We start from the raw sequence: 24,486 nt of genomic DNA, 5'->3' as shown, positions 1-24,486 counted from the left end.
AGATGAATGCAATGCGCTGGAGGGTTTTAACTCCCTATTTGTTCTTGCTTCCTGCCCTATTCATTTTAAGCTTAACTGTATTTTGGCCCGCTTTGCAAGCCATTTACCTCAGTTTATTTAACTATGATTTAATCAGCCAGCAAACTCAATGGATGGGGTTAAAAAATTTCCAGCGATTAGGGAGCGATCGCCTGTTTTGGCAAACCCTCAGCAATACCCTGCTTTATCTCTTCTGTGTTGTGCCTTTACTGGTCATTCTTCCCCTAGGATTAGCCATTTTAGTCAATCGAAAAATTAAAGGAATCAGTGGTTTTAGAGCCGCTTTCTACACCCCCGTAATTATTTCCATGGTCGTTGCCGGAATTGCCTGGCGATGGCTCTATGCTGAAAATGGCTTATTCAACCAAACTTTAAGCTATTTACATCTACCCACCATTCCCTGGTTAACCAGTCCCCAATGGGCGATTTATAGCGTCATGGTGGTCACTATTTGGAAAGGATTGGGCTATTATATGGTCATCTATTTAGCCGGACTGCAAAGTATTCCTAAAGAACTCTACGAAGCAGCAGCCATTGATGGTTCCGATGGTCTGATTAAGCATTGGGATATTACCCTACCCTTGATGAAACCCTATTTATTTTTAGTGGCCGTGATTTCAGCAATTTCCGCCACTAAAGTGTTTGAAGAAGTGTACATCATGACCCAGGGAGGGCCGAGAAACAGCTCGAAGACTTTGGTTTATTATGTTTATGAGCAGGCATTTCAGAGGCTAGAAATGAGTTATGCTTGTACGATTGGTTTAGTTCTTTTTTTAGCGATCATGGGATTGTCGATTGTAAATTTAAGGTTAACAAAAATGCGATCGTAAACTGATTTTTGCTATTCTGTATACTATACCTAATTGACCTAGATTCTACCTATGGATTATCATCAGTTCCTAGAGCAACTCCCCTCCCTCTATGAAAATTGGGGAACCGACTATATCCATCCCAAATCTGACCGATTTTATGAAGCTGGACAGGATCTGCGCGGTATGACAACGACTAATGTCATGCAATTGCTCAATTTTGCTGTATATTGTATGGAACCGGATGAAATTTACTGTGAAATTGGTAGTTATCAAGGAGTAACTCTCATTGGTGCGCTTCTAGATGCTCCAGAGCGAATGGCTTATGCAGTTGATGATTTTTCTCAATTCGATCCAGATGGTAAAAATCAAAAAGCACTAGAAGAGAATTTAGAAAAGTTTGGTTTAGACAGTCAGGTTTGTTTCTGCTGTCAAGATTTTGAACAATTTTTTGTCGATCTCAAAGAAGTCGAAACCGAAAATAAAATTGGTGTTTATCTTTATGATGGAGCGCATGACTATCGCTCTCAATTGATGGGTTTATTCCTGGTTCGTCCGTTCCTAGCTTCTCAAGCTATTCTGATTGTAGATGATGCCAATGAAAAAGAAGTGCAGCAAGCGAATTTAGATTTCATTACCCTGAATCCCGAATGCAAGTTATTGCTAGAATTCCTGACTCCGGGGAATGGATATCCCACGTTTTGGAATGGAATTCAGGTACTCAGTTGGGATAGTCATTCTGAAGGTTAGGTCAAGAGGTTTAGAGTCGGAATTAGAAGATAAAGACTAATTTGACTGACCAGTTGGGGGGAGCAGTTTCAAAAGAGCGGATAATTTGAATTTGCTGGATAAATTCGCGCAAGTAAAAGCGCCGTTCTGATTCGGAGAGATCGAGCCAAAATTGGGGGATAGATACGGCTTGGGCAACTGAGGTTAAATTAACGGGTGGAAGTTGGGCTAAATTGGCTTGCAGTTGGGAGAGTTCGGTACGGAGTTGGTAGGCGCGAAGATCGGCGGTTTTGGTGTCTAAAATTCCGGTTTGGATGAGTTCGGGAAGTTGGTTTAAGATCTGTTTATTTTGCTTGATTTTTTGCTGAAGTTGTGCTTTGATTTGATCGAGATCGGGTAGGGTGAGTTGAGAGATGGCTTGCTGTAAATCTTGACAAATTCTGTTAATAGTTGCGTCTAAAACTTGTTGGTAGCGCAGGCTTTTGCATTGGGGTTCGCGGGGACAGTGGATGGGGCGCAGATAGAGGTATTCGCCGGGTTGACGATGACGGGTGACGCGGGTGATTTTCATCCCGGATTGGCAGTTTTGACAGGAGACTAAGCCTGCGAGCGATCGCGGAGCGCTGGCAGAGCGGGGGGGAAGGCGACGATTGCGACGCAGGAGGCGATCGATTTGGGCGGCTTCTTCTCGTGAGAGAATGGGGGGATGGGTATTGGAGAGGATTTCGCCGTTTTTAAAGGCGGTATCTCCACGATAAACGGGATTAGTGAGCCATCTTTTTCCGGTGGAAACTGAAATTTTTTTGCGATATTTTTGATTGAGATAACGAACAGCAGCCCGAACCGATCCATAGAGGAGAAAATGCTCGAAGAAGTCTTTAACAACGGGGGCATAGCTGCGGTCTAGAATATAGCTATTTTTGCTGCGTTTATAGCCATAGGGTGCTTTTCCGGGTGGGGGTTTGGCTTGCAGACGGTTTTGAGCATGGCCTTGGCGAATGCGAAGACTGCGATAATAGGTTTGAAGGTGATTAAAGAGTTGGAGGGTTGGGGTGCGATCGCCTCTATTCCCGTCTTCCCCTTGAAGCGCAATCACTTTCACCTTCCGCGACTCTAAGCGCAGGAGCGCATGGGCCATGGTTTCTAGGGTATCACCGAGTTCTTCAAGTCGCCGAATCAGGAGATAAAGCTCCTCGGTTTCTTCCTCCTTTTCCAGGTCTTGAAAGAGGGTGTTGAGTTGCTCTCTGTCCCCTAAATCTTGGTAGATGCGATCGACTTCCCATCCCCAAATGGTTGGATCGGGGGGAGATTCGAGGATGGGGTCACACCAAACATAGGCGAGAATTTTCATAGAGCGCTTACCCATTTTTAATTTTTAATTTTTAATTTTTAATTGATATTAACGCAGATGTTGCCCAGTTCCCCCATCGGCTGGATCGAGGAAGGGCCGGAGATCGATACCGTTGGATAGGGTGCGGGGTTGGGGAGTTTGGGGTTGGGGGTTGGGAATGCGGCCGAGTCCAGAAAGATCCCGGTTGGTGACTTGGCCGAGCAGATCTAACCAGTTGCGGGCGTTGCGTCCTTCGGTTAGGGTGGTAACGGGGAGAGTGCTTTGGCCGCTATCGGCGATCGCCAAATTCTGAAACACGCGATCGCGGATTAACTCCGGGTTTTGTCCAGGAGGAACCGTCAGCACAATGCGACAGCGATAATCTGCACGGGTCGTGACACAAACCGTATCATAGCCATTCTCAAAACCCGTTTGCAATTCCAGCAAGCCATCCGCCCGATAAAACTCCAGTCGTCTACTAATTTCTGCACAGCGACGCTCCGGTGTCCATCCCCCTCCCAATTCGATGGGAGTAGCCCAAGCATAGGCTTGACTCGGTTGACTGCTGGGATGATACATTACCGTTGGCATTCCCTGCTCAGTTTCGCAAGTAAACCGGGGTTTGGTTTCCACCGGAATACCCTCAGTAGGAACACTAGGAGAGGGTTCCGAGGGAGCCGGTCGAGTATCCACAGGAAAATCACGGGGCCAAGTTTGCGCCAGACTCGGAGAAGTCAAGGCTACTACCGTAAAACTTAAAAGTAAGCTCAGATAAGGTTTCATAATTTGAAGCGTATTTGAATAACAACTTAACTCAGTCATGACGAGAGGCGATCGGCCTTAAGTTCCTGGTCATTGTTTCATCTGGGCAGGATAATAGCAAATTCTCTGTCCTGACCTAATGGGAAGTAGCGGTTATAATCAAGGGTAGTCATTTGTGCCTTCGTGACTTTCTTTGACACTCCTCGACCTAAAGGTACGAGGATTCTTTAAAAGGAGATATCCACCATTGGAAATTGCTCGAACCACAACTCCCAATACCGTTTTTAGTCGAATACCGGTGTTGTGCGATAGGCGGTGTCAATTGCCGCTACTCTGTCCGGTGTTGCCACCATTCAGGCTACTTGTAACTATTGTGCTTCACTCACTCAAAGTCTTTGCTTGTGGGGGCTGTGTTCAGAGTGTTTCCACCAAGCTAACCATTTCGGTTAGCCGTCTTTTAACTGAGTGTCCCACCACTGGAGTTTCACCCGCCTTTAAGGTCAATGTGGCTTCTCCCTTATTATAACGTAAAGCCGTCCTAGAAGGACGGGGTTTCTACCCAATTTTCTGATGACTTAGCAGCCCACCTAAAGCTGCGATATCTCGATCACCATAGAGGTGTAGTTTAATGTCTATTCTTCTCGACTATCAGAACAGAGAAGTTCGTTTGACTCAAGAAAGGTTAGTGCATATATTGACTCACCCTGAAATGGTCGGGATGGAAGCACGAATTGCCCATACTTTGAAGTATCCACAATTAGTGCGTCAATCTCGCAGTGATGAAAGTGCAGAACTGTTTTATCCATTTTACACCCAAACGGCCATTGGAGATAAATGGCTTTGTGTGGTGGTCAAGTATCTTCCTGATGACGCATTTGTTGTAACTGCATATTTCACTGATAAACCGAAAAAAGGAGAAGACCTATGGCAGAGCGAGTAAAGGTTTGGTTCGACCCGGAAGCTGATTTTCTAGAAGTCATTTTCTCAGATACTCCCGGTTATATGCGGGAAACTGAAAACGATGCCATCCTAGAACGAGTTGATTTAGAAGGCAACCTTCTCGGCTTCTCTATTTTGGCGGTTAGTCAGCTTGCTCAGTCAAAACCATTAATGGCTGAGTTTCAACATTGTCGTGATACACAATCATAATTGTAAGGAGTTCACTGGTGCTTACTGCAACTGAAGTAATAACAGAAAAAAAAACTTGGACAGATGAGGAATTCATGGCACTGCCCAAGGACGGACACCGCTATGAAATTGTGAATGGAGAATTGATCGACAGGGGAAATTCAGGCGCATTACATGGCAATATTGGTGCTATTCTAAGCTCCGCTCTTTTTGCAGTAGTCAAGTCCCAAAAACTAGGAGCTTTGTTTGATTCCAGCACTGCCTTCAAAATGAAAAATGGGAATAGGCGCTCTCCCGATATTTCCTTCTTTGCTAAAGAGCGTTTGCAAGGGATAACTGAACTTCCCTCTGGATTTTTGGAGGGTGCGCCCGATCTAGTTGTTGAAGTCCTATCTCCTGGGAATACCGTTGAAGAAATGCATGACAAACTGGTGGAATATTTTGACAATGGTACTCGCCTAGCCTGGATGATTCATCCGAGCGAACACTATGTCTTAGTTTATCGCTCTGCCCAAGAACCCGATCGCCTGCTCAAATCTGTTGACGCTTTAGAGGGTGAAGAAGTAATTCCTGGATTTAGCTTACCTGTGGCTCACCTATTCCAAAAACTCTCGTTCTAAGGAGAGAATAAGTTATACAGGCAGGTGAATTACAAACTCCGTGCCTTTGCCCAATTCAGAATTACAGACAATTGTACCGCCATGTTTTTCGACAATAATTTGATAGGCGATCGCCATCCCTAACCCTGTCCCCTTACCCACAGCTTTAGTCGTAAAACCTTGCTCAAAGATGCGTTCTTTCACCTCTTCTAACATCCCTGTACCATTATCAGCAATGTAGATCGCTACTTTCTCAGCCATAGCTGAAGTTTTAATCGTAATCTGATTAGGATTAGCCACAATCTCCTCAAAACTGCGTCCCTCATTGGTCGATTCTAAAGCATCGATCGCATTGGCAATCAAATTCATAAATACTTGATTGAGCTGTCCTGGAAAACATTCCACTTCTGGCAAGTCTCCATAGTCTTTGACAATTGCGATCTCCGGCCGCTCTTCGTTCGCTTTCAGGCGATGTTTGAGAATCAGCAAGGTACTGTCGAGTCCTTGGTGCAGATGAAACGGTACTTTATAGTCTTTATCCGCACGGGAAAAGGTGCGTAAAGAATTACTGATATGGCGGATGCGATCGGTTCCTTCCCGCATGGAGGAAATTAATTGTGGCAGATCCTCCCTGAGAAACTCCAAGTCTATCGCTTCAATTTCTTCTTCAATGGCTTCCCTTGGCTCTGGATATTCTTCCTGATACAGGTCAATCAATCCAAACAAATCCTCCAAGTATTCTCGCACCGGTTCTAGGTTGCCCGCAATAAATCCCACGGGATTGTTAATTTCGTGGGCAACTCCCGCCACCAAGTTACCCAAAGCCGACATTTTCTCACCTTGCACCAGTTGCAATTGCGCTTGTTTGAGTTCATCAAAAGATTGCTGTAATTGTTGCTGTGTCTGCTGAAGTTCCTGCACCATTCCTTCGAGCTGTTGAGCATACTGTTGAGATTGTTCATACAGACGGGCATTTTCCAGGGAAATCGCCGCTTGGGAACAGAGCAAATTCAGCAGGTCAATCCGATCTGTGGTGAACACTTCCACCGCGAGACGATTTTCCAGATAGAGGATACCAATCAGGTTGCCTTGATTAAGAATTGGGGTACATAGAAAACTCAGGGGTTGCCCTTCCAGCAGATAGGGATCGCCCGCAAATTCAGTATTACCAGCAACATCGTTAACCATAATAATCTTTTGGCTGCGTTTCACCTTATGAATGACGCTGCTGGGAAATCGATACTGCTCTGGTGACAACTCTTGCAACTCACCCATCTCAAGTGCATATTGGCCAGCCACTTGCCAAGTACCTTCTTGGTTTAAAAGCAGAATGGCGCGATCGGCTCCCGCATTTTCCATGGCTGCTTTAATTAAACTAGAAACGAGCTTCTCTAGGCGCATTTCACTTGATAGAGATTGAGCTGCTTTAATAGCGGTTCCCCAATCCAGGATAGAGCGGGTTGTGGCGCTACTGGTACTCACCATTTGGGTTACCGTGGAGGTGAGGGTTTGATCCCTAAGAAGCTGGAAGGATGATTCTTGTATAATGCGAGAGAGCAGTTGAGGATAACGTTTTTCCAAATCTTCTGTTTTGGCTCCTGCTCCCCAACGGGCATAGCAATAATAAGCATCACTCATATACAGGGCAGCTATTTTTTCTTTGCCGTTCGGTTGGGGACAGTCCAAACCCCATTCTAGATAGAACTTCGCCGCCAATTCATGAGCCAGTCCCTCTTCTTGAATGTAGCCGTTTGCTTTCGCTCCAGAAATCGCGAGATCGTAGAGTTCACTTGCTTTCCCTTTTTCGCCTAAAATCCGGCATTTTTCTGCCTCTACCAAATGAAATTTGTGCAAATGGTTCATTGGGGCATGACTGGCCCAATGAACCATTTTGTTCTGATTGGCATCCACTTTTGCCAGGTGCGTTTCTCGGTCAGCACTATTGGCATCATTTAAGGCTGATAATCGAGCCAAAGAATCGTAGAAATAAAATGCTGGAATCACAAACATGCCGGTGACTCCATCTAGATAGGTTTCTGCGATCGCGGCATTCTCTAAGGCTGGATGGGTTTGTCCAAACCAATAATTTAAGATCAGTTTGTGGCTATGGAGGATATGGAGCGCGAGGCGATCATTCACCGAGTAATGAACCGCTAGATTGGTATACTCATTGTAAGCTTCCCCCACTAAGCACCCTGGATTACTGTTGGGTCGGATTAGGTTTAAAATTCCTTGCCTATGAAGTTGGTTCCACGACAAAACTGTATCCTGTTTTAGTTCCCGAAATGCCTGACTGTACCTGCCCAGTTCCTGTTCAAGTTCTATCAAGTTTGTGCCAGAGAAATAGGAATTACAAAATCCGTAAAATGCACAATAGGTGGCGAAAATAACGTCACCTGCTTCTAAACCGATTTGATAGGCGGAGAGTAACGGTTTGATTGTTTCTCTGGCCGGTTGTTTCCAATGTTTAACATCTCCATCAGTACAGAGAACGACCTTGGCCGTAATTTCTTTAGCATTAAATTTAGCCAACAGGTTGGAAGCCAATTGACCAAACTGATAGCCCGATTCAATGTCTCCAACTATCACACAAAGAAGTAGGGCGTAAGTCCCATAAGCAAAAGCTGCATTTGGCTCGTTGCCATTTTTAATTAAGAGTTTAACCTGCTCGCAGACAATCAGGGATAAAAATTGGGGCAGAGCAATATAGGCTGGCGAAACAATGCTATTGAGAATGCGTAAAACCGCTTTTTTTTCTGGATATTTCAGTTCGGGCAAATTGATTAAATCTTGAATTTCGAGACCCATCCATAGGGATTTGGTCTCAGCAAAAGATTGTTGAATATCTGCATCGGTTGGCGATTCAGGAAAACTGATGTCGAATACCTTTAAAATGTTAAAGGCAGTTTCGATCGCCTCTGTAAATTTCTGTTGGATGGTATAGGCTTGGAGTTTGACTTCGTAAACATTGATTTGGTCTAATAGCGATCTCCCCTCACGCAATACCTCCTCAATCAATCCCTCCATTCTCTCAAACTCGCCATTGAGATAGGCCGCTTCTGCTGCGGACTCAAACAAGGCTAAAGTGAGGTCGTATTGATTCTGCCAACAGTTCGCCGACAGTAGGTTTTGACCTAGAGTAAAATAATTGACTGCTGAACTATAGGCTGTGGCACTTTTGGCTTTCATGCCTGCGGTTAAATTCAACCGAGCCAGGTTTTCCCGCTCCTTGAACCCAAGGAGCAATTCTGCTCCGTAATTTAGCTGATTCACTATAGCAAAAAGATGCTCTTCCCGTTCTTCCTCTGTGGTATTAGAAAACAATAATTGCCCAATTTTTAAGTGAGTTTTCTGTTTCTCGGCTTCGGGAATCAGGGAATAGGCCGCTTGTTGGACGCGATCGTGTAAAAATTTATAGCCAACTGATATTTCTTCTGTCCGTACTTTTTCCTCTCCCTCGCTCCCTTGGAAAAACTTATAGGTCTCGCCTAGGGGCAACACCAACCCCTCTTGTAGCGCCCTCCACAAGGAAGTTGCCACCTCCATCTGCTCCCGTTCGCTAACAATAGCCAAAGTCTCTAAGTCAAATTGGTTGCCAATACAAGCGGCTAACTTCAAAATGTCCCTGGTTTCTACTGGTAGCTTGTAGAGCCTCGTGGCCATGAACTCGACCACATCATCGGTCAGTGCCAACTGCCGTACCTGCGTCATATCGCAGAGCCAATAGCCCAAATCGCGGTTAAAGACAATCAACTCATCCTCGTGCAATCCCTTGAGAAATTGGGTAGCAAAGAAAGGATTTCCCTTGGTTTTTTGATAGACTAATTCCGTTAAAGATTGAGCCACATCTTGACTACAGCTTAGGGTATCTGCCACTAAGCAATTAACATCGGTTTGGCTTAAAGGCGCAAGGGTTATCGTATTCAGATTCCCTCCCGAATGAGCAATTTCATCAAGAGTTAGCATTAACGGGTGGACGGGATTGACTTCATTATCCCGATAAGCTCCTAGCAATAATAGATAACCCCTTTCGCTCTCACCCATGAGCAGTTGCATCAAGTTCAAAGATGCCGAGTCTGCCCACTGAAGGTCATCGACGAAAATGACTAAGGGATGCTCAGGGGTGGTAAAAACCTGAATAAATTTCTGAAACAATAGATTGAAGCGATTTTGCGCCGCACTGCCAGAGAGTTCCAGAACGGGGGGCTGTGGGCCAATCATTGACTCCAATTCGGGAATTACATCAATAATCACTTGCCCATTTTCGCCCAAAGCCGCGAGAATCTTCTCCTGCCACTGGTTTAACTGAGCGTCTGATTCTCCTAATAACTGCTGCATCAAATCCCGGAAGGCACTTACGAAGGCGCTAAAGGGAATATTGCGCTGGAATTGGTCGAATTTGCCTTTGATAAAATAGCCCCGTTGTTTGACGATGGGCTTGTGGACTTCGTTGATTACGGCAGTTTTGCCAATGCCAGAAAATCCAGCTACCAACATCATTTCACACTGAGGAGTCGGCACTGGGGAGTCGGCACTGGGGGAAGAGCCTGCTACTCGCTCAAAGGCATCAAGTAATGCTTGCACTTCTGTTTCTCTGCCGTAGAGTTTTTCGGGAATCAGAAAGCGCCCGGCAATATCTCGTGTGGCTAACTCAAAGGCTTCTATTTTGCCGCTTTCTTGCCATTGCTTGAGACACTTTTCTAGATCGAATTTTAAGCCCAAGGCACTCTGATAGCGGTCTTCCGCATTTTTGGCCATCAGTTTCATGATGATATCGGCAACCACGGGTGGGATTTGAGAAACCGGGTTTCTTGGCTGTTGGGAAATATGACAATGTACCAACTCCATGGGGTCGTCGCTGGTAAAGGGTAAGACTCCTGTGAGCATTTCGTATAAAGTTACGCCTAGGGAATAGAAGTCGCTGCGGTAGTCTATGCCTCGATTCATTCTGCCGGTTTGTTCGGGGGAAATGTAGGCTAGGGTTCCTTCTAGAATATTGAAATTTTTAATTTCTTGCGCTTCGCGAGGCAGTAAGGAGGCAATACTGAAATCAATCAGTTTCACTTGTTGGGTTTCCGGCTGAATGAGGATATTGGCCGGTTTAATATCTTTGTGGATGACTCTTTGTCGATCGAGTTCCTGTAATATGTCAGCCAGTTGAATGGCGATTTTCAAACAGCTTTCTAAATCTAAGGAGCCATTTTCTGCTAAAACTTTGTCTAGAGAGGTAGCGCCCCAGTCTTCCATCACCAAGGCATAGCCATTGCCATAGCGCTCTAGGCTTAAGGGTTTAACAATGCTGCTGGGGTTCAAGTTTTTAGCGATGGCATACTGGTTGCGAAACTGCACCAGTTCGCTAAAGCTGGGGTATTCATTGCGGAGAACTTTGATTGCGACGGCGAGGGAGTCAGAAGAGCGAAGTCCCCGATATACGAGGGTTCTCTCTCCTGCATATAGGCTTTCACTAATTTGATAACCAGGTAAGTTCGAGACCATGTGTCTATGTGCTTTTGGCTAAATTTAGATTATAGTCTTTATATGAAATTCAGTTACCCAGAAGCGATCGCACCCATTACATAACTCATTTAGGTTTGCTATATCTAGTTTTCAGTTAACTCAATGGGAATTTCAATCACAAACTCCGCTCCTTTTCCCAACTGGGAAACACAGTACAACTCTCCCCCATGCTGCTCGGTGACGATCTGGTAACTGGTGGATAACCCCAGTCCCGTTCCCTGACCGACGGGTTTGGTGGTGAAAAATGGGTCAAATATGCGCTGTCGAATGGTTTCGCTCATTCCCGGCCCATTGTCAGCAATCCGAATTTTGATGCTTTGCGAGTTCACCATCTCGGTGCTGATGCAAATCTCTCCTCTAGTCCGTCCCACCTCAACATTCAAGGCTTCTAAAGCATCGATCGCATTGGCAATGATATTCAGAAAGACTTGATTGAGCAAACTGGCGTAGCAATTCACCTCCGGCAGCTTTCCGTACTTTTTAATTACTTGAATTTCCCCTTGACTCTTGGCAGGGTCGAGGCGATGCTGCAAAATCATGAGAGTATTATCCAATCCTTCATGGATATCGACTCGTTTCATCTCCGACTCATCCAAACGGGAGAAATTGCGTAAGCCTAGGACAATCTTGCGAATGCGATTGCTCCCAGTCTGCATAGAAGACAGGATTTTTTCCATATCTGACTTCAAAAAATCTAACTCGCTCTCCTCTAGCTTGTCTTGAAGAGTCTCACTCTTGTCCGGGAATTCCTGGTCGTAGAGTTCGAGCAGCTCGATCAAAGTTTGGAAATATTCGCGAGAGTAGATAATATTGCCCGCGATAAAATTGATGGGATTATTAATTTCATGGGCAACTCCCGCCACCATTTGCCCCAAGCTAGACATTTTTTCGCTCTGAATTAACTGGAGTTGAGTCCTTTGCAATTTCTCTAGAGTGATTTGCAACTGCTGGTTTTGCTCGTTGAGTTCTTGGGTTCTGCTCTCTACTTGCGACTCCAGGGTATGGCTATACTCTTCCAGGCGATGATACAGTCGGGCATTTTCTAGGGAAATCGCCGCTTGGCTACTGAGGAATTCCAGCAGTTCCAGGCGATCGCCCGTAAACACTCCCGTAGCCAGATGGTTTTCCAAAAAGAGAATACCAATCAGCTTGCCTTGATTGAGAATGGGGCTACACAAGAAGCTTTTAGGTTGCCCTTCCAGCAGATAAGAATCTCCTGCAAACTGCATGTCTTCAGAAAAGTCGTTGACAATAATTGCTTCTTGGCGGCGCTTGACCTGATTAATGACGCTCGTTGGCAGGGGGCGATCGTCTGATGCAGAGTTCAAACGCAAATCGCACTCTTCTCCCCATGAGCATCGGGCTGCCACCTGCAAGCCTTCTGAGTGCTGTAAAAGTAAAATTGCGCGATCGGCTCCCGCATTTTCCAAAGCTGCTTTCATCAAAGCCAACACCAATTTGTCCAGGTGAATTTCGCTCGATAGGGACTGAGCCGCTTTCATCGCTGTTGCCCAATCAAGCATGAAGCCGGTTGTGCTGGTACTCGAACCCGCCGTTCGCGTCAAAGTGGCATCAGACGCTCGGTTTCTTGACTGTTGCAGAATCGGCATCAGCAGTTGGGGATATAAGGTTTCGAGCTGGTTGCTCTTAGCTCTTGCCCCCCAGCGAGCATAGCCGTAATAAGCTTCTTGCATATAGCCTGCGGCCACTTTTTCTTTACCCCAATTCAGGTAAAATTTAGCCGCCAGTTCGTTGGCGAGGGCTTCGTTTTGGATATACCCATTGCTTTTCGCTTCAGAAATTGCGCGATCGTAGAGTTCTATGGCTTCGAGAGTCTGACCTGAAACCCTGGCCATTTCCGCCGCAACCATCAGATAGCGATGCAGGAAGTTTTCCGGGCAATTGTCTGCCCAGAGTTTCATCTGTTCTTGATTGGCGATCGCCTGTTGCCAATCGGATGAGTTCACCCCTGTTGAACTCGGTTGATGCAAAGCAAGCAAACTCAAAGAATAGTAAAAGTTATGTTCTGCTACCGAAATATTGCCCTGGATCGATCCAATTACATGGTTTGCCTCGATCGCAGACTCTAGAGCCTTTTGAGGTTGATTTTGCAAGTAAAGGATCTGGGATTTCAGAATCAGGTACTGGGGAACCGAGGTGAGGGTTGCGATAAAATCTGATTCCTCCTGCTGCTCCGCTTCTGTTTCTGTTTCCGTAAATTCTACAGCATCGAGTTGGGACAGCAATTTCTGACAAGATACTGCCATATCAATTACGATTCGATCCTGTCTTTTTTCACCAAAAGCTAGGCAGACTTCAACCGCCTTCAAAGTCTCTTGTATATTCTCTCCAGCAAAAATGAGCATAAACAAACGATAGGCAAGATTATAACCAGCCCATTGTAAATTCCCATATTCCAGCCCTGAATGGTAACCTTTTAACGAGAGGTCTTTGCTGATTTGTGCCGGTTTGAGCCAAGGACTCAAGCACAGCCCAAAGACACAGTAAGTCATACTCTGATTACTCTTATCCAAATATCTTTCACTCAAGTCAACCCCAAGACGACCAAACTCATATCCCGTGCGAAATTGCCCTGAATGAAGATTCACATATAAACCATACTGCTCATAGGCAGGAGAGGCTTCAACCGTATTGCCATATTTCATCAGCAAACGAGCGCATTTCACAATCGTCAACGCCCAAACATCCAAATTGTAGAAATATCCCACCGGTTGCATACGGAGTAATAAACTGATGGCCACCGCAATCTGGGGATTCTCAATTTCTTCAAGTTGAGCGAGTTCGCTAATATCCCGTTTTCCCAAGGTTTCTGCGGCTAAATCATTTTCTGGCACAATTGCTTCAGATAGATTCTCTGTCGGGAAATCAATCCCCAAAAGTTGTAATCCTGTAATCCCCGCCTGAATCGATGCTTCAAATTCAGCCATTGCCGCATATTGCACAATCAGGAGTTTATGAATCCTGGCTCTTTCCAGATCTGTTTTTGCCCGATCGAGAATTTCTTGTATATACTTTTGTGAATCTCTAAATTCCCCTTTTAAGTCCTCAATTTCTGCCCTTAACTCATACACCTTTAGGGTCAGATCATACTCGACTTCCCAGGAGTTTTCAGGCAGCAAATCCATAGCGATTTCCAAGTAATCACTGGCTGCTTCATAGGCAGTTGAAGCTTTGGCTTTTTGACTGGCTCTTAAATTCAACCAAACCAGAGCATTACGCTCGCTCTGACCGATCAGCTCAATGGCACAGTTTAAATGATTGACGATATCAAAAAGTTTCTCTTCTTGTTGCTCATTGGGTGTTTTTTCTAACAATAATCGTCCAATCTTTAAATGAGTGACTTTTTCTTCTCCCTTTGCAATTAAAGAATAAGCAGCTTGTTGGACTCTATCGTGCAAGAATTTATAACTCGCTGACTGACTTTCAACACTCGATAAGCCTTCTCCATTGTCTTCAGATTGATAGAACTTATAAACCTCATTCATAGGTAAAACTAACCCCTCTTGTAGCGCCTTCCACAAAGAAGTTGCCACCTCCATCTGAGACAATTCACTGACAATAGCCAAGGTTTCTAAATCAAATTGGTTACCAATGCAAGCGGCTAACCTTAAAACTTCCTGGGTGAATTTCGGTAGTCTATACAGCCGAATTGCCATAAACTCTACTACATCATCTGTCAGTACCAACTGCCGAACCCTCATCATATCGCAGCTCCAATGGCCTAACTCGTAGTTAAAGAGAATAAAACTATCCTCATGTAATCCCTTAAGAAACTGGGTAGCAAAAAAGGGATTGCCCTGAGTCTTTTGATAGATTAATTCCGTTAAAGGCCGAGCCAATTCTTGGTTACAGCTAAGAGTGTCTGCTACCAAGCCATTCAGATCGGCTTCCCTTAAAGGCGCGAGAGTTATAGTATTCATCGTTGCTCCCGAAGTGCTAATTTCACTTAAAGTCAACATCAAGGGGTGGATGGGAGAGACTTCGTTATCCCGATAAGCTCCGAGCAACAGCAGATAACCCATTTCGCTCTCACCCATGAGCAGTTCCATCAACTTCAGGGATGCGGAATCTGCCCATTGCAAGTCGTCAACAAAAATGACTAAAGGATGATCTTTTGTGGTAAAAACCTGAATAAATTGTTGAAATAATCGGTTAAAGCGATTTTGTGCCGCATCACCAGACAGCTCGGAAACAACAGGCTGTTTGCCAATGAGTCGCTCTAACTCAGGAATCACGTCAATAATCACTTGCCCATTTGACCCCAAGGCTGCCAGAATCTTCTCCTGCCATTGGGCTAGGTTTTCGTCTGATTCCGAAAGTAATTGCTCCATGAGATTGCGGAAGGCTTGGACGAAAGCACTAAAGGGAATATTGCGGTTAAATTGGTCAAATTTTCCTTTGATAAAATAGCCGCGCTGCCGCACAATGGGCTTGTGAACTTCGTTGATGACGGCAGTTTTGCCAATGCCGGAGAATCCAGCGATCAGCATCATTTCTGCTTTTCCAGCTCCTGCTTTATTCGGGGGGTCTGGGGGCGATGCTATGCGATCGAATGCTGCTAATAATTGGGCGACCTCTTGCTCTCTTCCGTAGAGTTTTTCGGGGATGAGGAAGCGTCCGGTAATGTCCCTGGTTGCTAACTCAAAGTTGTCTATTTTGCCAGTTTTTTGCCATTGATTTAGGCATTTTTCTAGGTCATATTTTAACCCAGATGCACTCTGATAGCGGTCTTCTGCATTTTTAGCCATCAGTTTCATCACTATATCGGCAACCACGGGCGGGATTTCAGAAACCCGGTTTCTTTGAGAAACTGGGTTTCTTGGTTGTTGCGAAATATGACAATGTACTAACTCCATGGGGTCATCGCTGACGAAGGGTAGGACTCCCGCGAGCAGTTGGTATAAGGTTACTCCCAATCCATAGAAGTCGCTGCGATAGTCAATTCCTCGATTCATGCGGCCGGTTTGTTCGGGGGAAATGTAGGCGAGGGTTCCTTCTAAGATGTTAAAATTTTTGATTTCTTGGGCTTCGCGGGGGAGCAGGGTGGCAATGCTGAAGTCGATGAGTTTAACTTCTTTTGTTTTTGGGCAAATCAGGATGTTGGCCGGTTTAATATCTTTGTGGATGATGCGGTTTCGATCTATTTCCTGTAAGATATCCGCCAGTTTAATGGCGATCTGTAAACAATTTTCTAAGTCTAATGACTGATGTTCTGCGATTATTTTATCTAGAGAAATAGCCCCCAAGTCTTCCATGACTAAGGCATAACCATTACCATAGCGCTCTAGGCTTAAGGGCTGGACAATACCAGTTTTCAGGTTTTTAGTAATAGCATACTGATTGCGAAACTGTACTAATTCACTAAAGGTCGGATATGAGTTACGGATGAATTTGATAACGACTTTTAGGGAGTCCGAGGAGCGAATCGCTTGATAAACTAGGGTTCGCTCTCCTGTGTAGATGGGGTTGCCAATTTGATATCCGGGTAGGTTTGGAGTCATGGTTCTAAGATTTTTTACTGTGGTTGTATCGTCGCTATTATATTCAGGTGGGGGACAAATAGCGATCGCATGTTTTCTGTGATGCTATGGTGAGGGACGATCGGTTTCACTTACAGCACTTTTCTCTGTTACCGATCATAAAAATGTAGTAATTCGTTAAAATCTGGATCTTTATTACGGAGAAAATCGATCGCTACTCTCAGGGAGTCAGAACGCCGAATGCCTCTATAAATTAGGGTTCGCTCTCCTTGATAGATTTTTTCCTGAATTTGATAACTGAGCAATTTTATTGACATTAACTTTGTGGATCTTCGGGTAACTTGGGATTTTAGCTATTATATTAGCCTAAGGTACAAATCGCGATCGCCCCTAGGTTACCTTATAATTAACCTTTAGTAACAAGGGTTTCATCTCTATGATTACCGAATTAACCAAAGGCGCACGGTTGAATCTGTCCCAAATCTATCCCCAAGTTCAACATCTCCAGATTGAGGTGGGTTGGAGAGCCACAGAGCCGGGATATGATATCGATGGCTCCGTGTTTATGTTAGGGGCGAATGGTTTAATTCCGGCCGAAGAATACTTCATCTTTTATAATAATCCCCAATCTGGCGATCGCGCCCTGCAACGAATCGAAAATTCTGGGGAAGACCGACAGAAATTCATGTTAGATTTGAGCAAGATTAGCTCGGTGATTACCGAATTGGTGTTTGTGGTCACGATTCATGAAGCAGTGGAGAAAAAGCAAAGTTTTGGCCAGGTTGAGCAAGCATTTATGGCTATCTCCAATCCCCAAACCCAGGAAGAATTAGCCCGTTATCAATTAACTGAAGCTTTTACCTCAGAAACGGCTCTCGAATTTGGTCGTATCTATCAAAAAGATGGACAATGGCGGTTTCATGCCCTGGGTCAAGGCTATAATTCTGGCTTACAAGGCTTTTTAAACCAATATCATCAGGAAGGAGCGACTTCACCTCCCCCTCCTCCGGCTCCTACCCGCAGACCAAAAGCGGTTGAGTTAGAGAAGAAATTAGAACAGGAGGCTCCCGCATTATTCGATTTAGTGAAAAAAGCGGATATTTCTTTGCAAAAAGCTAATTTAACTGACCATCAAGCCCAAGTTGCTTTGTGTTTGGATGTGTCGGGTTCTATGTATTCTCTGTATAGCTCAGGGAAGATTCAACGGTTAGCAGAAAAGATATTAGCTCTCGGTTGTCGGTTTGATGATGATGGAGCAATTAAAATTTTCCTGTTTGCGGGAAATGCTCAGAATCGGGGTGAGATGACGGTGGACAATTTCCATAATTTTATCGGCCAAGCTTATAACCAATATGGAGGTGCAGGGGGAACTAACTATGCTCCTGCTTTACAAGCGATTAGAACGGCTTATTTTCCTGATGCAAGGGGAGGCAATCGACATTCTCCTTTGAAGGCGAATATGCCGGTTTATGTGATGTTTGTTACGGATGGACAACCCTTCGATCGAGACCAGTCTGAACAACAGTTACAATGGTCTTCCTATGAGCCGATTTTCTGGCAATTTATGGCGATTGGGAAATCGAGTAAGGATGCTAAAGCCAAGCATGGGGGCATTTTAGGGTTTTTGAGTGGTGGCAGTCAGTTTGAGTTTTTGGAGAACTTGGATGATTTGGGGGGAAGATATGTGGATAATGCGGATTTTTTTAGTGTAGAAGATCCGGAGGCGATCGCCGACCAAGAGCTGTACGATCTGCTGATGACTGAATACCCCCATTGGCTCAAAACTGCCCGCAGTAGAGGTTTACTCCCTTAAAAATAAGCGATCGGGTCGGTTTTATCAACCGTAGATGAATCAATTAAAAATTAAAAATTAAAAATGATTCTGGGACATTGCACACAATAACTTAGAAACCCGGTTTCTTGCTTCAATACCTTCGCCATTTTCCCGTAGGTTGGGTTGAACGAAGTGAAACCCAACGTATTTGTTCGGTTTTCGGCTGTCGCCGACATGCACGTTTCTCAACCCAACCTACGAATCAAGGCATTTTTGGTTTTGGCGAAGGTATTGTAAATCTCCTCCCCTAGACCCTAATGATCTATCATCAAGGAGAATAGCCCTACCCTCGCCTATCTGCCCTCTCAGCATGATGACTCAAGAACCCGACTGGCAAAGACTCCAAAAAGCCTTGACAGTAGAACAGGAGCGCGGATTTAATGACCTGCAAGGCAAGCAATATCGGTTTAGTGAGTTCCTCCATCTCAGCTTTGCGAATGCTCCTGCGTCCCTTTCGCCACGGGAAAAGCGCCAGTGGAGTCAACTCTCTGAGCAGTTCCAAACCTATCCCCAGTTTACCTTTGCCCAGCGCCAACAGCTTGTTGCTCACACGCGCAAGTTTCTCTCAGACTCCCAAAAGCGCTTTCAGAACCCCCCAGCGATTCCTTCCCCAAAACCTGCTCCTGCGGCAACGGTGCGCGAAAAACTGCCAGAGACGACGGAGCATGATCGCCTTTTAAAAGAGCTTCCTGAATTTTCGGTGTATCATGCGCGACAGTTAGCCAAGCTAAACTTAAACACCGTTCGCGATCTCCTATTTTATTATCCGCGCAACCATGCTGATTATGCCTCACAAGTTTCTATCGCCGATTTAGAACCAGGGGAAACCGTCACCGTTATTGGCGAAGTCAAGCGCATTAACTGTTTTTCTTCCCCGCGCAATAAGAAACTCACCATCTTAGAACTTGTCCTCAAAGATGCCACAGGACAATTAAAAATCTCCCGCTTTTTTGCCGGAGGCTATTTTACCCAGAGGGGATGGCAAGAAAGCCAGAAACGCAATTATCCAGTTGGCTCGATTGTGGCGGCTTCGGGTTTGGTGAAAAAGAATAAATATGGACTAACCTTAGACAAACCAGAATTAGAAGTTTTAGAGTCTTCCGGAGAAGTAGATTCTCCAATGGTTGGGCAAATTGTGCCCATTTATCCCTTAACAGAAGGAGTCACCGCCGATACCGTTCGTAAAGCCATTTGGCGAGTTTTACCGACAGCAAATCAGTTAATCGATCCGGTTCCTGAACCCATTTTAGCGCCCTATAATTTAGTGGGACTCTCTCAGGCAATTACTCAAATTCATTTTCCTGACGATCAAGACAATCTAGAGAAAGCCAGACGGCGCTTGATTTTCGATGAATTTTTCTATCTACAAGTCGGTTTTCTTCAGCGTCGTCATCAGCAGAAGAAAAATCAAAAAGCTATCCCCTTAATACCCACCGGAAAACTAATCGATCAGTTTTATCAAGAGTTGCCGTTTTCCCTAACTGGGGCACAAGAACGGGTGGTTAATGAAATTTTAAGCGATTTGCGATCGCCCACAGCCATGAATCGCTTAGTTCAAGGCGATGTTGGTTCAGGAAAAACCGTTGTTGCAGTCATGGCAATTCTCGCTGCAATTCAGTCCGGATATCAAGCGGCACTCATGGCTCCTACGGAAGTCTTAGCCGAGCAACATTACCGCAAATTAGTCACCTGGTTTAACCGTCTCCATTTACCCGTAGAACTGCTCACCGGTTCCACAAAAGTGAAGAAGCGCCGGGAAATTCACGCCCATTTAGAAACCGGAGAATTGCCCTTACTCGTAGGAACTCACGCCCTGATTCAAGAAGGAGTAAATTTCAATCGTTTAGGCTTAGTGGTCATTGATGAACAGCACCGCTTTGGCGTAGAACAACGGGCACTATTACAGCAAAAAGGAGAATCTCCCCATGTTTTGAGTTTAACCGCTACTCCGATTCCCAGAACCTTAACATTAACCATGCATGGAGATTTAGATGTCAGTCAAATCGACGAATTGCCCCCCGGAAGACAAGCCATAGAAACCCTCGCTTTAACCCATAAAGAGCGCAAAAAAGTTTATGAACTCATGCGCCGAGAAATTGCCCAAGGGCAGCAAGCTTATGTGGTTTTTCCCCTCATTGAAGAATCCGATAAACTGAATGCGAAAGCCGCCATAGCCGAACATAAAAGTCTCTCGGAAACTATCTTTCCTGAATTTCAAGTGGGGTTACTCCATGGTCGCATGACTTCAGCAGATAAAGATAAAGTATTAACCGCATTTCGCGAGAATGAAATTCAAATTATTGTCTCGACTACAGTGATTGAGGTCGGTGTTGATGTCCCCAATGCCACGGTCATGTTGATTGAGAATGCAGAACGATTTGGCCTATCCCAACTGCACCAACTGCGGGGAAGAGTCGGGCGAGGGTCTCATAAGTCCTATTGTATATTATTAAGCAGTTCTAATAGTCCCGATGCTCGTCAACGGTTAAATGTTTTAGAACAGTCTCAAGATGGCTTTTTTATTGCTGAAATGGACTTACAATTTCGCGGCCCTGGGGAAGTTTTGGGCACTCGTCAATCCGGTTTACCCGATTTTGCTCTGGCTAGTTTAGTCAAAGATCAAGATATTCTGATGTTGGCACGGGAAGCGGCAGAAAATTTGATTGCGGAAGATCCAGAATTGGGGAATTATCCGTTAATTAATCAAGAACTACAACGGCGCTATGAGCAGTTGATGGGGGGCACGATTATGACGTGATAACAATGAACAATTATAGTTAGGTAGGGTGGGCACTGCCCACCTTACTATGGTAGGTAGGGTGGACACTGCCCACCTTACAAATTCTGAGATTTGATATTAATTCTTGACGTATTCTTTAATCATCGGTTGCAAAGTTAAAACTGAAAATTTTTCCAGTAAGTTTCGTCTCCTTAAAGATTGTATCGCTTTTAAGAAATCTGCGTCGGATAAAAGGTCTGGAGGTTTCTGGCTAATCTCTACCGGTTGCTCTTGGTTTGCTAACCAGCGCAGAAAAATCTTCTCAGATTCACAGAGACGTTGATAATGTTGCTCGATCATCGGTTCTAGGTCGCCTAAAAATAGGGTAGGATAGGCGAGATATTGTTCGACACTGCCGTTAAATAAATCGACAATCGTAGAAGCGATGATTTTCAGCCATAGAGGGTTACCGTTACAAAATTGGATCAGATCTGACCATTTTTTCTCATCTTTAAGTTGTCTTTCCTGGAGCAGTTCAGTGGCTAAATCCCCTAATCCGGGTACAGGGAATGTTTTACAGTAGGGATTTTCAGTTTCTAAGGTAGCTATTTCTAGGGGTTGTTCCCAACTGAGCAAAAGGAGGCAACTGTTGTGGGGAAATTGTCCGATTTCTTGGATAAACTGACCATAATTTTCATATTCTGGGCAATAGTTGCCGACGAATTCCCCAGGGGTTAAGGTGTGCTGGAAGTCGTCGAGAATGATTAAGCAACGGTGATTTCTGAGAGTGTCTAATAGGGAGTTGGAGGAGTTGATGAGGGTGGGGTTTTGAGATGGAGCGAGAAATTCCAGGAGGGTGGTTTGTAGGGCGTTGAGGCTGGGAATTTTGCGATGACTGTGCCACAGAATAAGCTCGAAGTGGTCTTTTATTTTTTCTACCAGTTGTCTCGTCAGGGCGGTTTTGCCGATTCCAGAGAGTCCGGTTAACGTAATGATGCGGCTATTTTCTGCAAGTATCCATTGTTGGAGTGTAGCGAGTTCTTCGGTGCGGTTGTGGAGGTTCGGATATTCGGGTGCTTGACTGAGGTTGTGGCGCGGTTGAGGGGTTTTGTTGGTGCGAGTGGGCGATCGTTTTTTTTTGGATTGTTGTATAGGTCGTTACAGATGTTTATGTTACTGCCAATTTGTACGCCACTATTGTGATAAGAGAATAGCTGATTTTCGATGAGCGATCGCACATTCTTCTTTTTCACCTCCTCTCCCAACATCTCCGACAGCAGTTTCCATAACTCCGATGCCGACTTTCTCACATGATCGTTGCTACAGTGGTATTCCTCGGCAATATCCTTATATCCCTTATGTTCCCATACCCCCTCCAAAATAGCCCGTTGCAACGAGTCCAGATGCTTCCCAGTTTTCGCAAAAACAAACTCATCTGTCCACTGCACAGCGTCCTGAATCTCCATAGCCGTTAAATTTAGGTTATAGTTTTGTGTACTTTTACCCCCCATTATCCCACAGTTTCCGCCATTGTGCTACAAAATCTCACATTTTCCCATTTTTTAGCTTTTCATTCCTTCACAAATATCCCCTTAAATTACATTTTTATGAGGTTGGCAACCAAAAAAAGAAATTGAGATAATTCAAAGATATTGGGGAATTAAGGACTAAAGATTGCTTGCGCTAACCACGAATTGCATAAATAGAAAATTCTTGCCCAATACCTTAGTGAATACAATAGATAGATGGAGTGACAACTATGCGAGTTAATCATACAGGTAAAGTCGCTGTTGGCTTGTTAGTCAGTACCTCGCTTCTTATTCCTACGGTAGCGATCGCTGACTATTACGAAGATCAAATAAACACTCTACTCATGGGGACAGCAGAGGAAGTAGGATTATATGAGCTTGTTTCCGGTCCCTATATCGGTAGCGTAGATGCCAGCAGTTCTACTGACATAACACTCAATCTGAGAAAAGGACAGGATTATACTATTCTTGGTGTTTGCGATGAGGATTGTGACGACCTCGACCTAGAAATTTATAACCTAGCTGGGAATCCAGTGGAGGCCGATACGTTGGGAGATGACTATCCGATTGTTCGGATTTCCCCAAATCGGACAGGCGGGTACCGTTTAAAAGTAGATATGTATAGCTGTTCTACTTCTTTCTGTTATTACGGAATTGGTGTTTTTAGGGAATAGTTTAGGAAGTCAAACCTTGTTTTTCGACAACTTCTAGCAGGGAGTGGTAAGTTTTCTCAGATAAAGTAATTGTATAATTTGACATAATTGTACTCAACTCACTCGATCCTATCTTAACCCCTAGCTCCTGATTCGTCATGCGGTCTAGAAACCTGGTTTCTGCGTGCGGGTGGCGATCGCCCTATAGCCTGCGGTCAGCAGAGCGCCAGCTTTTTTGGCTCATTCAGTAATGCACAGGGGAATGCTGTGTCATAGCACTACTGCTATGGTGAATATGGGGGTAATGAATCGATATTCTCTAAAGCAAAATTCAGCATTTCTTCCCCCTGAGATACCAGTTGTTCCACATCAGTTTCTGAAATATCGAGTTCGGTGTTGTAATCGGCTCTTAATCGGATTCTTTCTGCATCAATGAGATAGCGATGTAGCTCAACCGGAATGCGATTAGTGCGAGCAAATATCCTACCAAAAGCGGCGATAACTGCTGAATGTTTAGAGTAGGACAACCCCTCGCCTTCTAAAAATGCTGTGGCAATATAAAACATAGCGTAGTAAGTGCGCGATGCTGCAAAATCCGGAAAACCTGTACGGTTTAATTCTCTGGCAGCTTGTAGACTGCGATTCGCTTTTTCCAGCAATTTTTGCTGTTCTGGTGTCATAGGGGTATACCTTCTCGTCGGATGTTACGAAAGAAGCTATTGTTATACTCTTGGAATTGGCGACTGCTGGCCAAAGCGCAGCTTATCAACGTATTATATTCTAAGCATAAATCGGCAATGGTTTGACTAATTCTGTTGCTCTCTTCAGAATATTGGAAGTCTTGTTTCAGGATGATTAAAAGATCGATATCTGAGTCAGGTTCTGCATCCCCTCTTGCTTGAGAACCATAGAGAATGATTTGGTCAATTTGCTTGCCATATAAGGCTTTCAGTCCTTGACAGGCTTCTTTTAAGATGGTGTCAAGAGTCTCTTTTTTCATCTTTGATTTCAACCATTTAATTAATCTAGCGTATAAAATAGGCTTAAGATGAGGCTGGGCACTACTCTCAATAGTCCCAATTAAATCATCTATTTTGTCCGATAAAGGTTTGTCTTTCGCTTGGGGTTTAGGAAGTTGAGCCATTATCCAAGCTTCAGGAGTCATATCAAGTCCGGTTTCCGCAAGCGGACATGAAAATTGGTTAAGAAGCGGGCAAGATGCCCGCACTCCTCGAATTCTTTGATATGACTGGAGTGGGAGCATCTTGCTCCCTGGATTTTTAATTAGGGTATTTCTCCTCGAATTCTTTGATATGACTGGAGTGGGAGCATCTTGC

Annotated in this window: 16 protein-coding genes and 1 pseudogene; 9 read left to right on the top strand and 8 right to left on the bottom strand. The window is 44.7% G+C overall.

Going from position 1 to position 24,486, the window contains the following annotated elements; genetic code table 11:
* Positions 1-2: 2 nt before the first annotated feature.
* Complete coding sequence (locus tag PMG71_RS12480) at positions 3-869, top strand: carbohydrate ABC transporter permease (RefSeq protein WP_283754021.1); 867 nt, start codon at positions 3-5, stop codon at positions 867-869.
* Between the two features lie 51 nt (positions 870-920).
* Positions 921-1,598 carry a class I SAM-dependent methyltransferase gene (locus tag PMG71_RS12475; protein WP_283754020.1) on the top strand — a complete coding sequence of 226 codons (678 nt, stop codon included), beginning with the start codon at positions 921-923 and terminating at the stop codon, positions 1,596-1,598.
* Between the two features lie 22 nt (positions 1,599-1,620).
* On the opposite strand, the gene PMG71_RS12470 is transcribed toward PMG71_RS12475, so the two are convergent.
* Complete coding sequence (locus tag PMG71_RS12470; protein ID WP_347179273.1) at positions 1,621-2,928, bottom strand: recombinase family protein; 1,308 nt, start codon at positions 2,926-2,928, stop codon at positions 1,621-1,623.
* Between the two features lie 48 nt (positions 2,929-2,976).
* Entirely contained in the window at positions 2,977-3,690 is a 714-nt protein-coding gene (locus tag PMG71_RS12465) for a COP23 domain-containing protein (RefSeq protein ID WP_283754018.1), read from the bottom strand.
* A gap of 352 nt (positions 3,691-4,042) precedes the next feature.
* Here PMG71_RS12465 and PMG71_RS12460 point away from each other — a divergent pair, with 352 nt between their 5' ends.
* The 4 genes from PMG71_RS12460 to PMG71_RS12445 all read left to right on the top strand — a co-directional run bounded on the left by PMG71_RS12460 (position 4,043) and on the right by PMG71_RS12445 (position 5,417).
* Positions 4,043-4,195: a hypothetical protein gene (locus tag PMG71_RS12460; RefSeq protein ID WP_283754017.1), complete on the top strand. Its 153-nt coding sequence runs from the start codon at positions 4,043-4,045 to the stop codon at positions 4,193-4,195.
* 102 nt (positions 4,196-4,297) lie between these two features.
* Positions 4,298-4,609: a hypothetical protein gene (locus PMG71_RS12455; protein WP_283754016.1), complete on the top strand. Its 312-nt coding sequence runs from the start codon at positions 4,298-4,300 to the stop codon at positions 4,607-4,609.
* Complete coding sequence (locus PMG71_RS12450) at positions 4,594-4,818, top strand: DUF2283 domain-containing protein (RefSeq protein ID WP_283754015.1); 225 nt, start codon at positions 4,594-4,596, stop codon at positions 4,816-4,818. Before PMG71_RS12455 ends, PMG71_RS12450 begins: the two co-directional genes overlap by 16 nt.
* 74 nt (positions 4,819-4,892) lie before the next feature.
* Positions 4,893-5,417 (top strand): Uma2 family endonuclease, encoded by a 525-nt coding sequence (locus PMG71_RS12445; RefSeq protein ID WP_347179272.1) that lies wholly within the window; start codon positions 4,893-4,895, stop codon positions 5,415-5,417.
* A gap of 12 nt (positions 5,418-5,429) precedes the next feature.
* Here the strand turns inward: PMG71_RS12445 and PMG71_RS12440 are convergent, their stop codons facing one another.
* The 3 genes from PMG71_RS12440 to PMG71_RS12430 all read right to left on the bottom strand — a co-directional run bounded on the left by PMG71_RS12440 (position 5,430) and on the right by PMG71_RS12430 (position 16,731).
* The gene (locus PMG71_RS12440; protein ID WP_283754013.1) at positions 5,430-10,892 is read right to left on the bottom strand and encodes a trifunctional serine/threonine-protein kinase/ATP-binding protein/sensor histidine kinase; all 5,463 of its coding nucleotides are present in this window, start codon (positions 10,890-10,892) and stop codon (positions 5,430-5,432) included.
* A 104-nt stretch (positions 10,893-10,996) separates the two neighbouring features.
* Complete coding sequence (locus tag PMG71_RS12435; protein ID WP_283754012.1) at positions 10,997-16,435, bottom strand: trifunctional serine/threonine-protein kinase/ATP-binding protein/sensor histidine kinase; 5,439 nt, start codon at positions 16,433-16,435, stop codon at positions 10,997-10,999.
* A gap of 128 nt (positions 16,436-16,563) precedes the next feature.
* Positions 16,564-16,731, bottom strand: coding sequence for a hypothetical protein (locus tag PMG71_RS12430; protein WP_283754011.1), 168 nt, complete (start codon positions 16,729-16,731; stop codon positions 16,564-16,566).
* Positions 16,732-16,850: 119 nt separating this feature from the next.
* Between PMG71_RS12430 and PMG71_RS12425 the strand changes: the two genes are divergently transcribed.
* Together PMG71_RS12425 and recG are read left to right on the top strand one after the other, a co-directional pair.
* The gene (locus PMG71_RS12425; protein WP_283754010.1) at positions 16,851-18,227 is read left to right on the top strand and encodes a TerD family protein; all 1,377 of its coding nucleotides are present in this window, start codon (positions 16,851-16,853) and stop codon (positions 18,225-18,227) included.
* A gap of 331 nt (positions 18,228-18,558) precedes the next feature.
* Complete coding sequence (gene recG / locus PMG71_RS12420) at positions 18,559-21,006, top strand: ATP-dependent DNA helicase RecG (protein WP_283754009.1); 2,448 nt, start codon at positions 18,559-18,561, stop codon at positions 21,004-21,006.
* A gap of 99 nt (positions 21,007-21,105) precedes the next feature.
* On the opposite strand, the pseudogene PMG71_RS23900 reads toward recG, so the two are convergent.
* Positions 21,106-22,433: pseudogene (locus PMG71_RS23900) on the bottom strand (helix-turn-helix domain-containing protein).
* 293 nt (positions 22,434-22,726) lie between these two features.
* Here PMG71_RS23900 and PMG71_RS12405 point away from each other — a divergent pair.
* Positions 22,727-23,170 (top strand): hypothetical protein, encoded by a 444-nt coding sequence (locus PMG71_RS12405; protein WP_283754006.1) that lies wholly within the window; start codon positions 22,727-22,729, stop codon positions 23,168-23,170.
* Between the two features lie 263 nt (positions 23,171-23,433).
* Here the strand turns inward: PMG71_RS12405 and PMG71_RS12400 are convergent, their stop codons facing one another.
* Both PMG71_RS12400 and PMG71_RS12395 read right to left on the bottom strand, forming a co-directional pair.
* A complete protein-coding gene (locus PMG71_RS12400; RefSeq protein WP_283754005.1) occupies positions 23,434-23,829 on the bottom strand; it encodes a HEPN domain-containing protein in 396 nt (131 codons plus the stop codon).
* A complete protein-coding gene (locus PMG71_RS12395; RefSeq protein WP_283754004.1) occupies positions 23,826-24,314 on the bottom strand; it encodes a nucleotidyltransferase domain-containing protein in 489 nt (162 codons plus the stop codon). The genes PMG71_RS12400 and PMG71_RS12395 overlap by 4 nt, the downstream gene beginning before the upstream one ends.
* Positions 24,315-24,486 lie beyond the last annotated feature (172 nt).

Source organism: Roseofilum acuticapitatum BLCC-M154 (assembly GCF_030068475.1).
In the GTDB taxonomy this organism is placed as follows: Bacteria; Cyanobacteriota; Cyanobacteriia; order Cyanobacteriales; family Desertifilaceae; genus Roseofilum; species Roseofilum acuticapitatum.
Note: the sequence above shows the minus strand (reverse complement) of the source record. Positions and strands in the feature narration are given on the sequence as shown.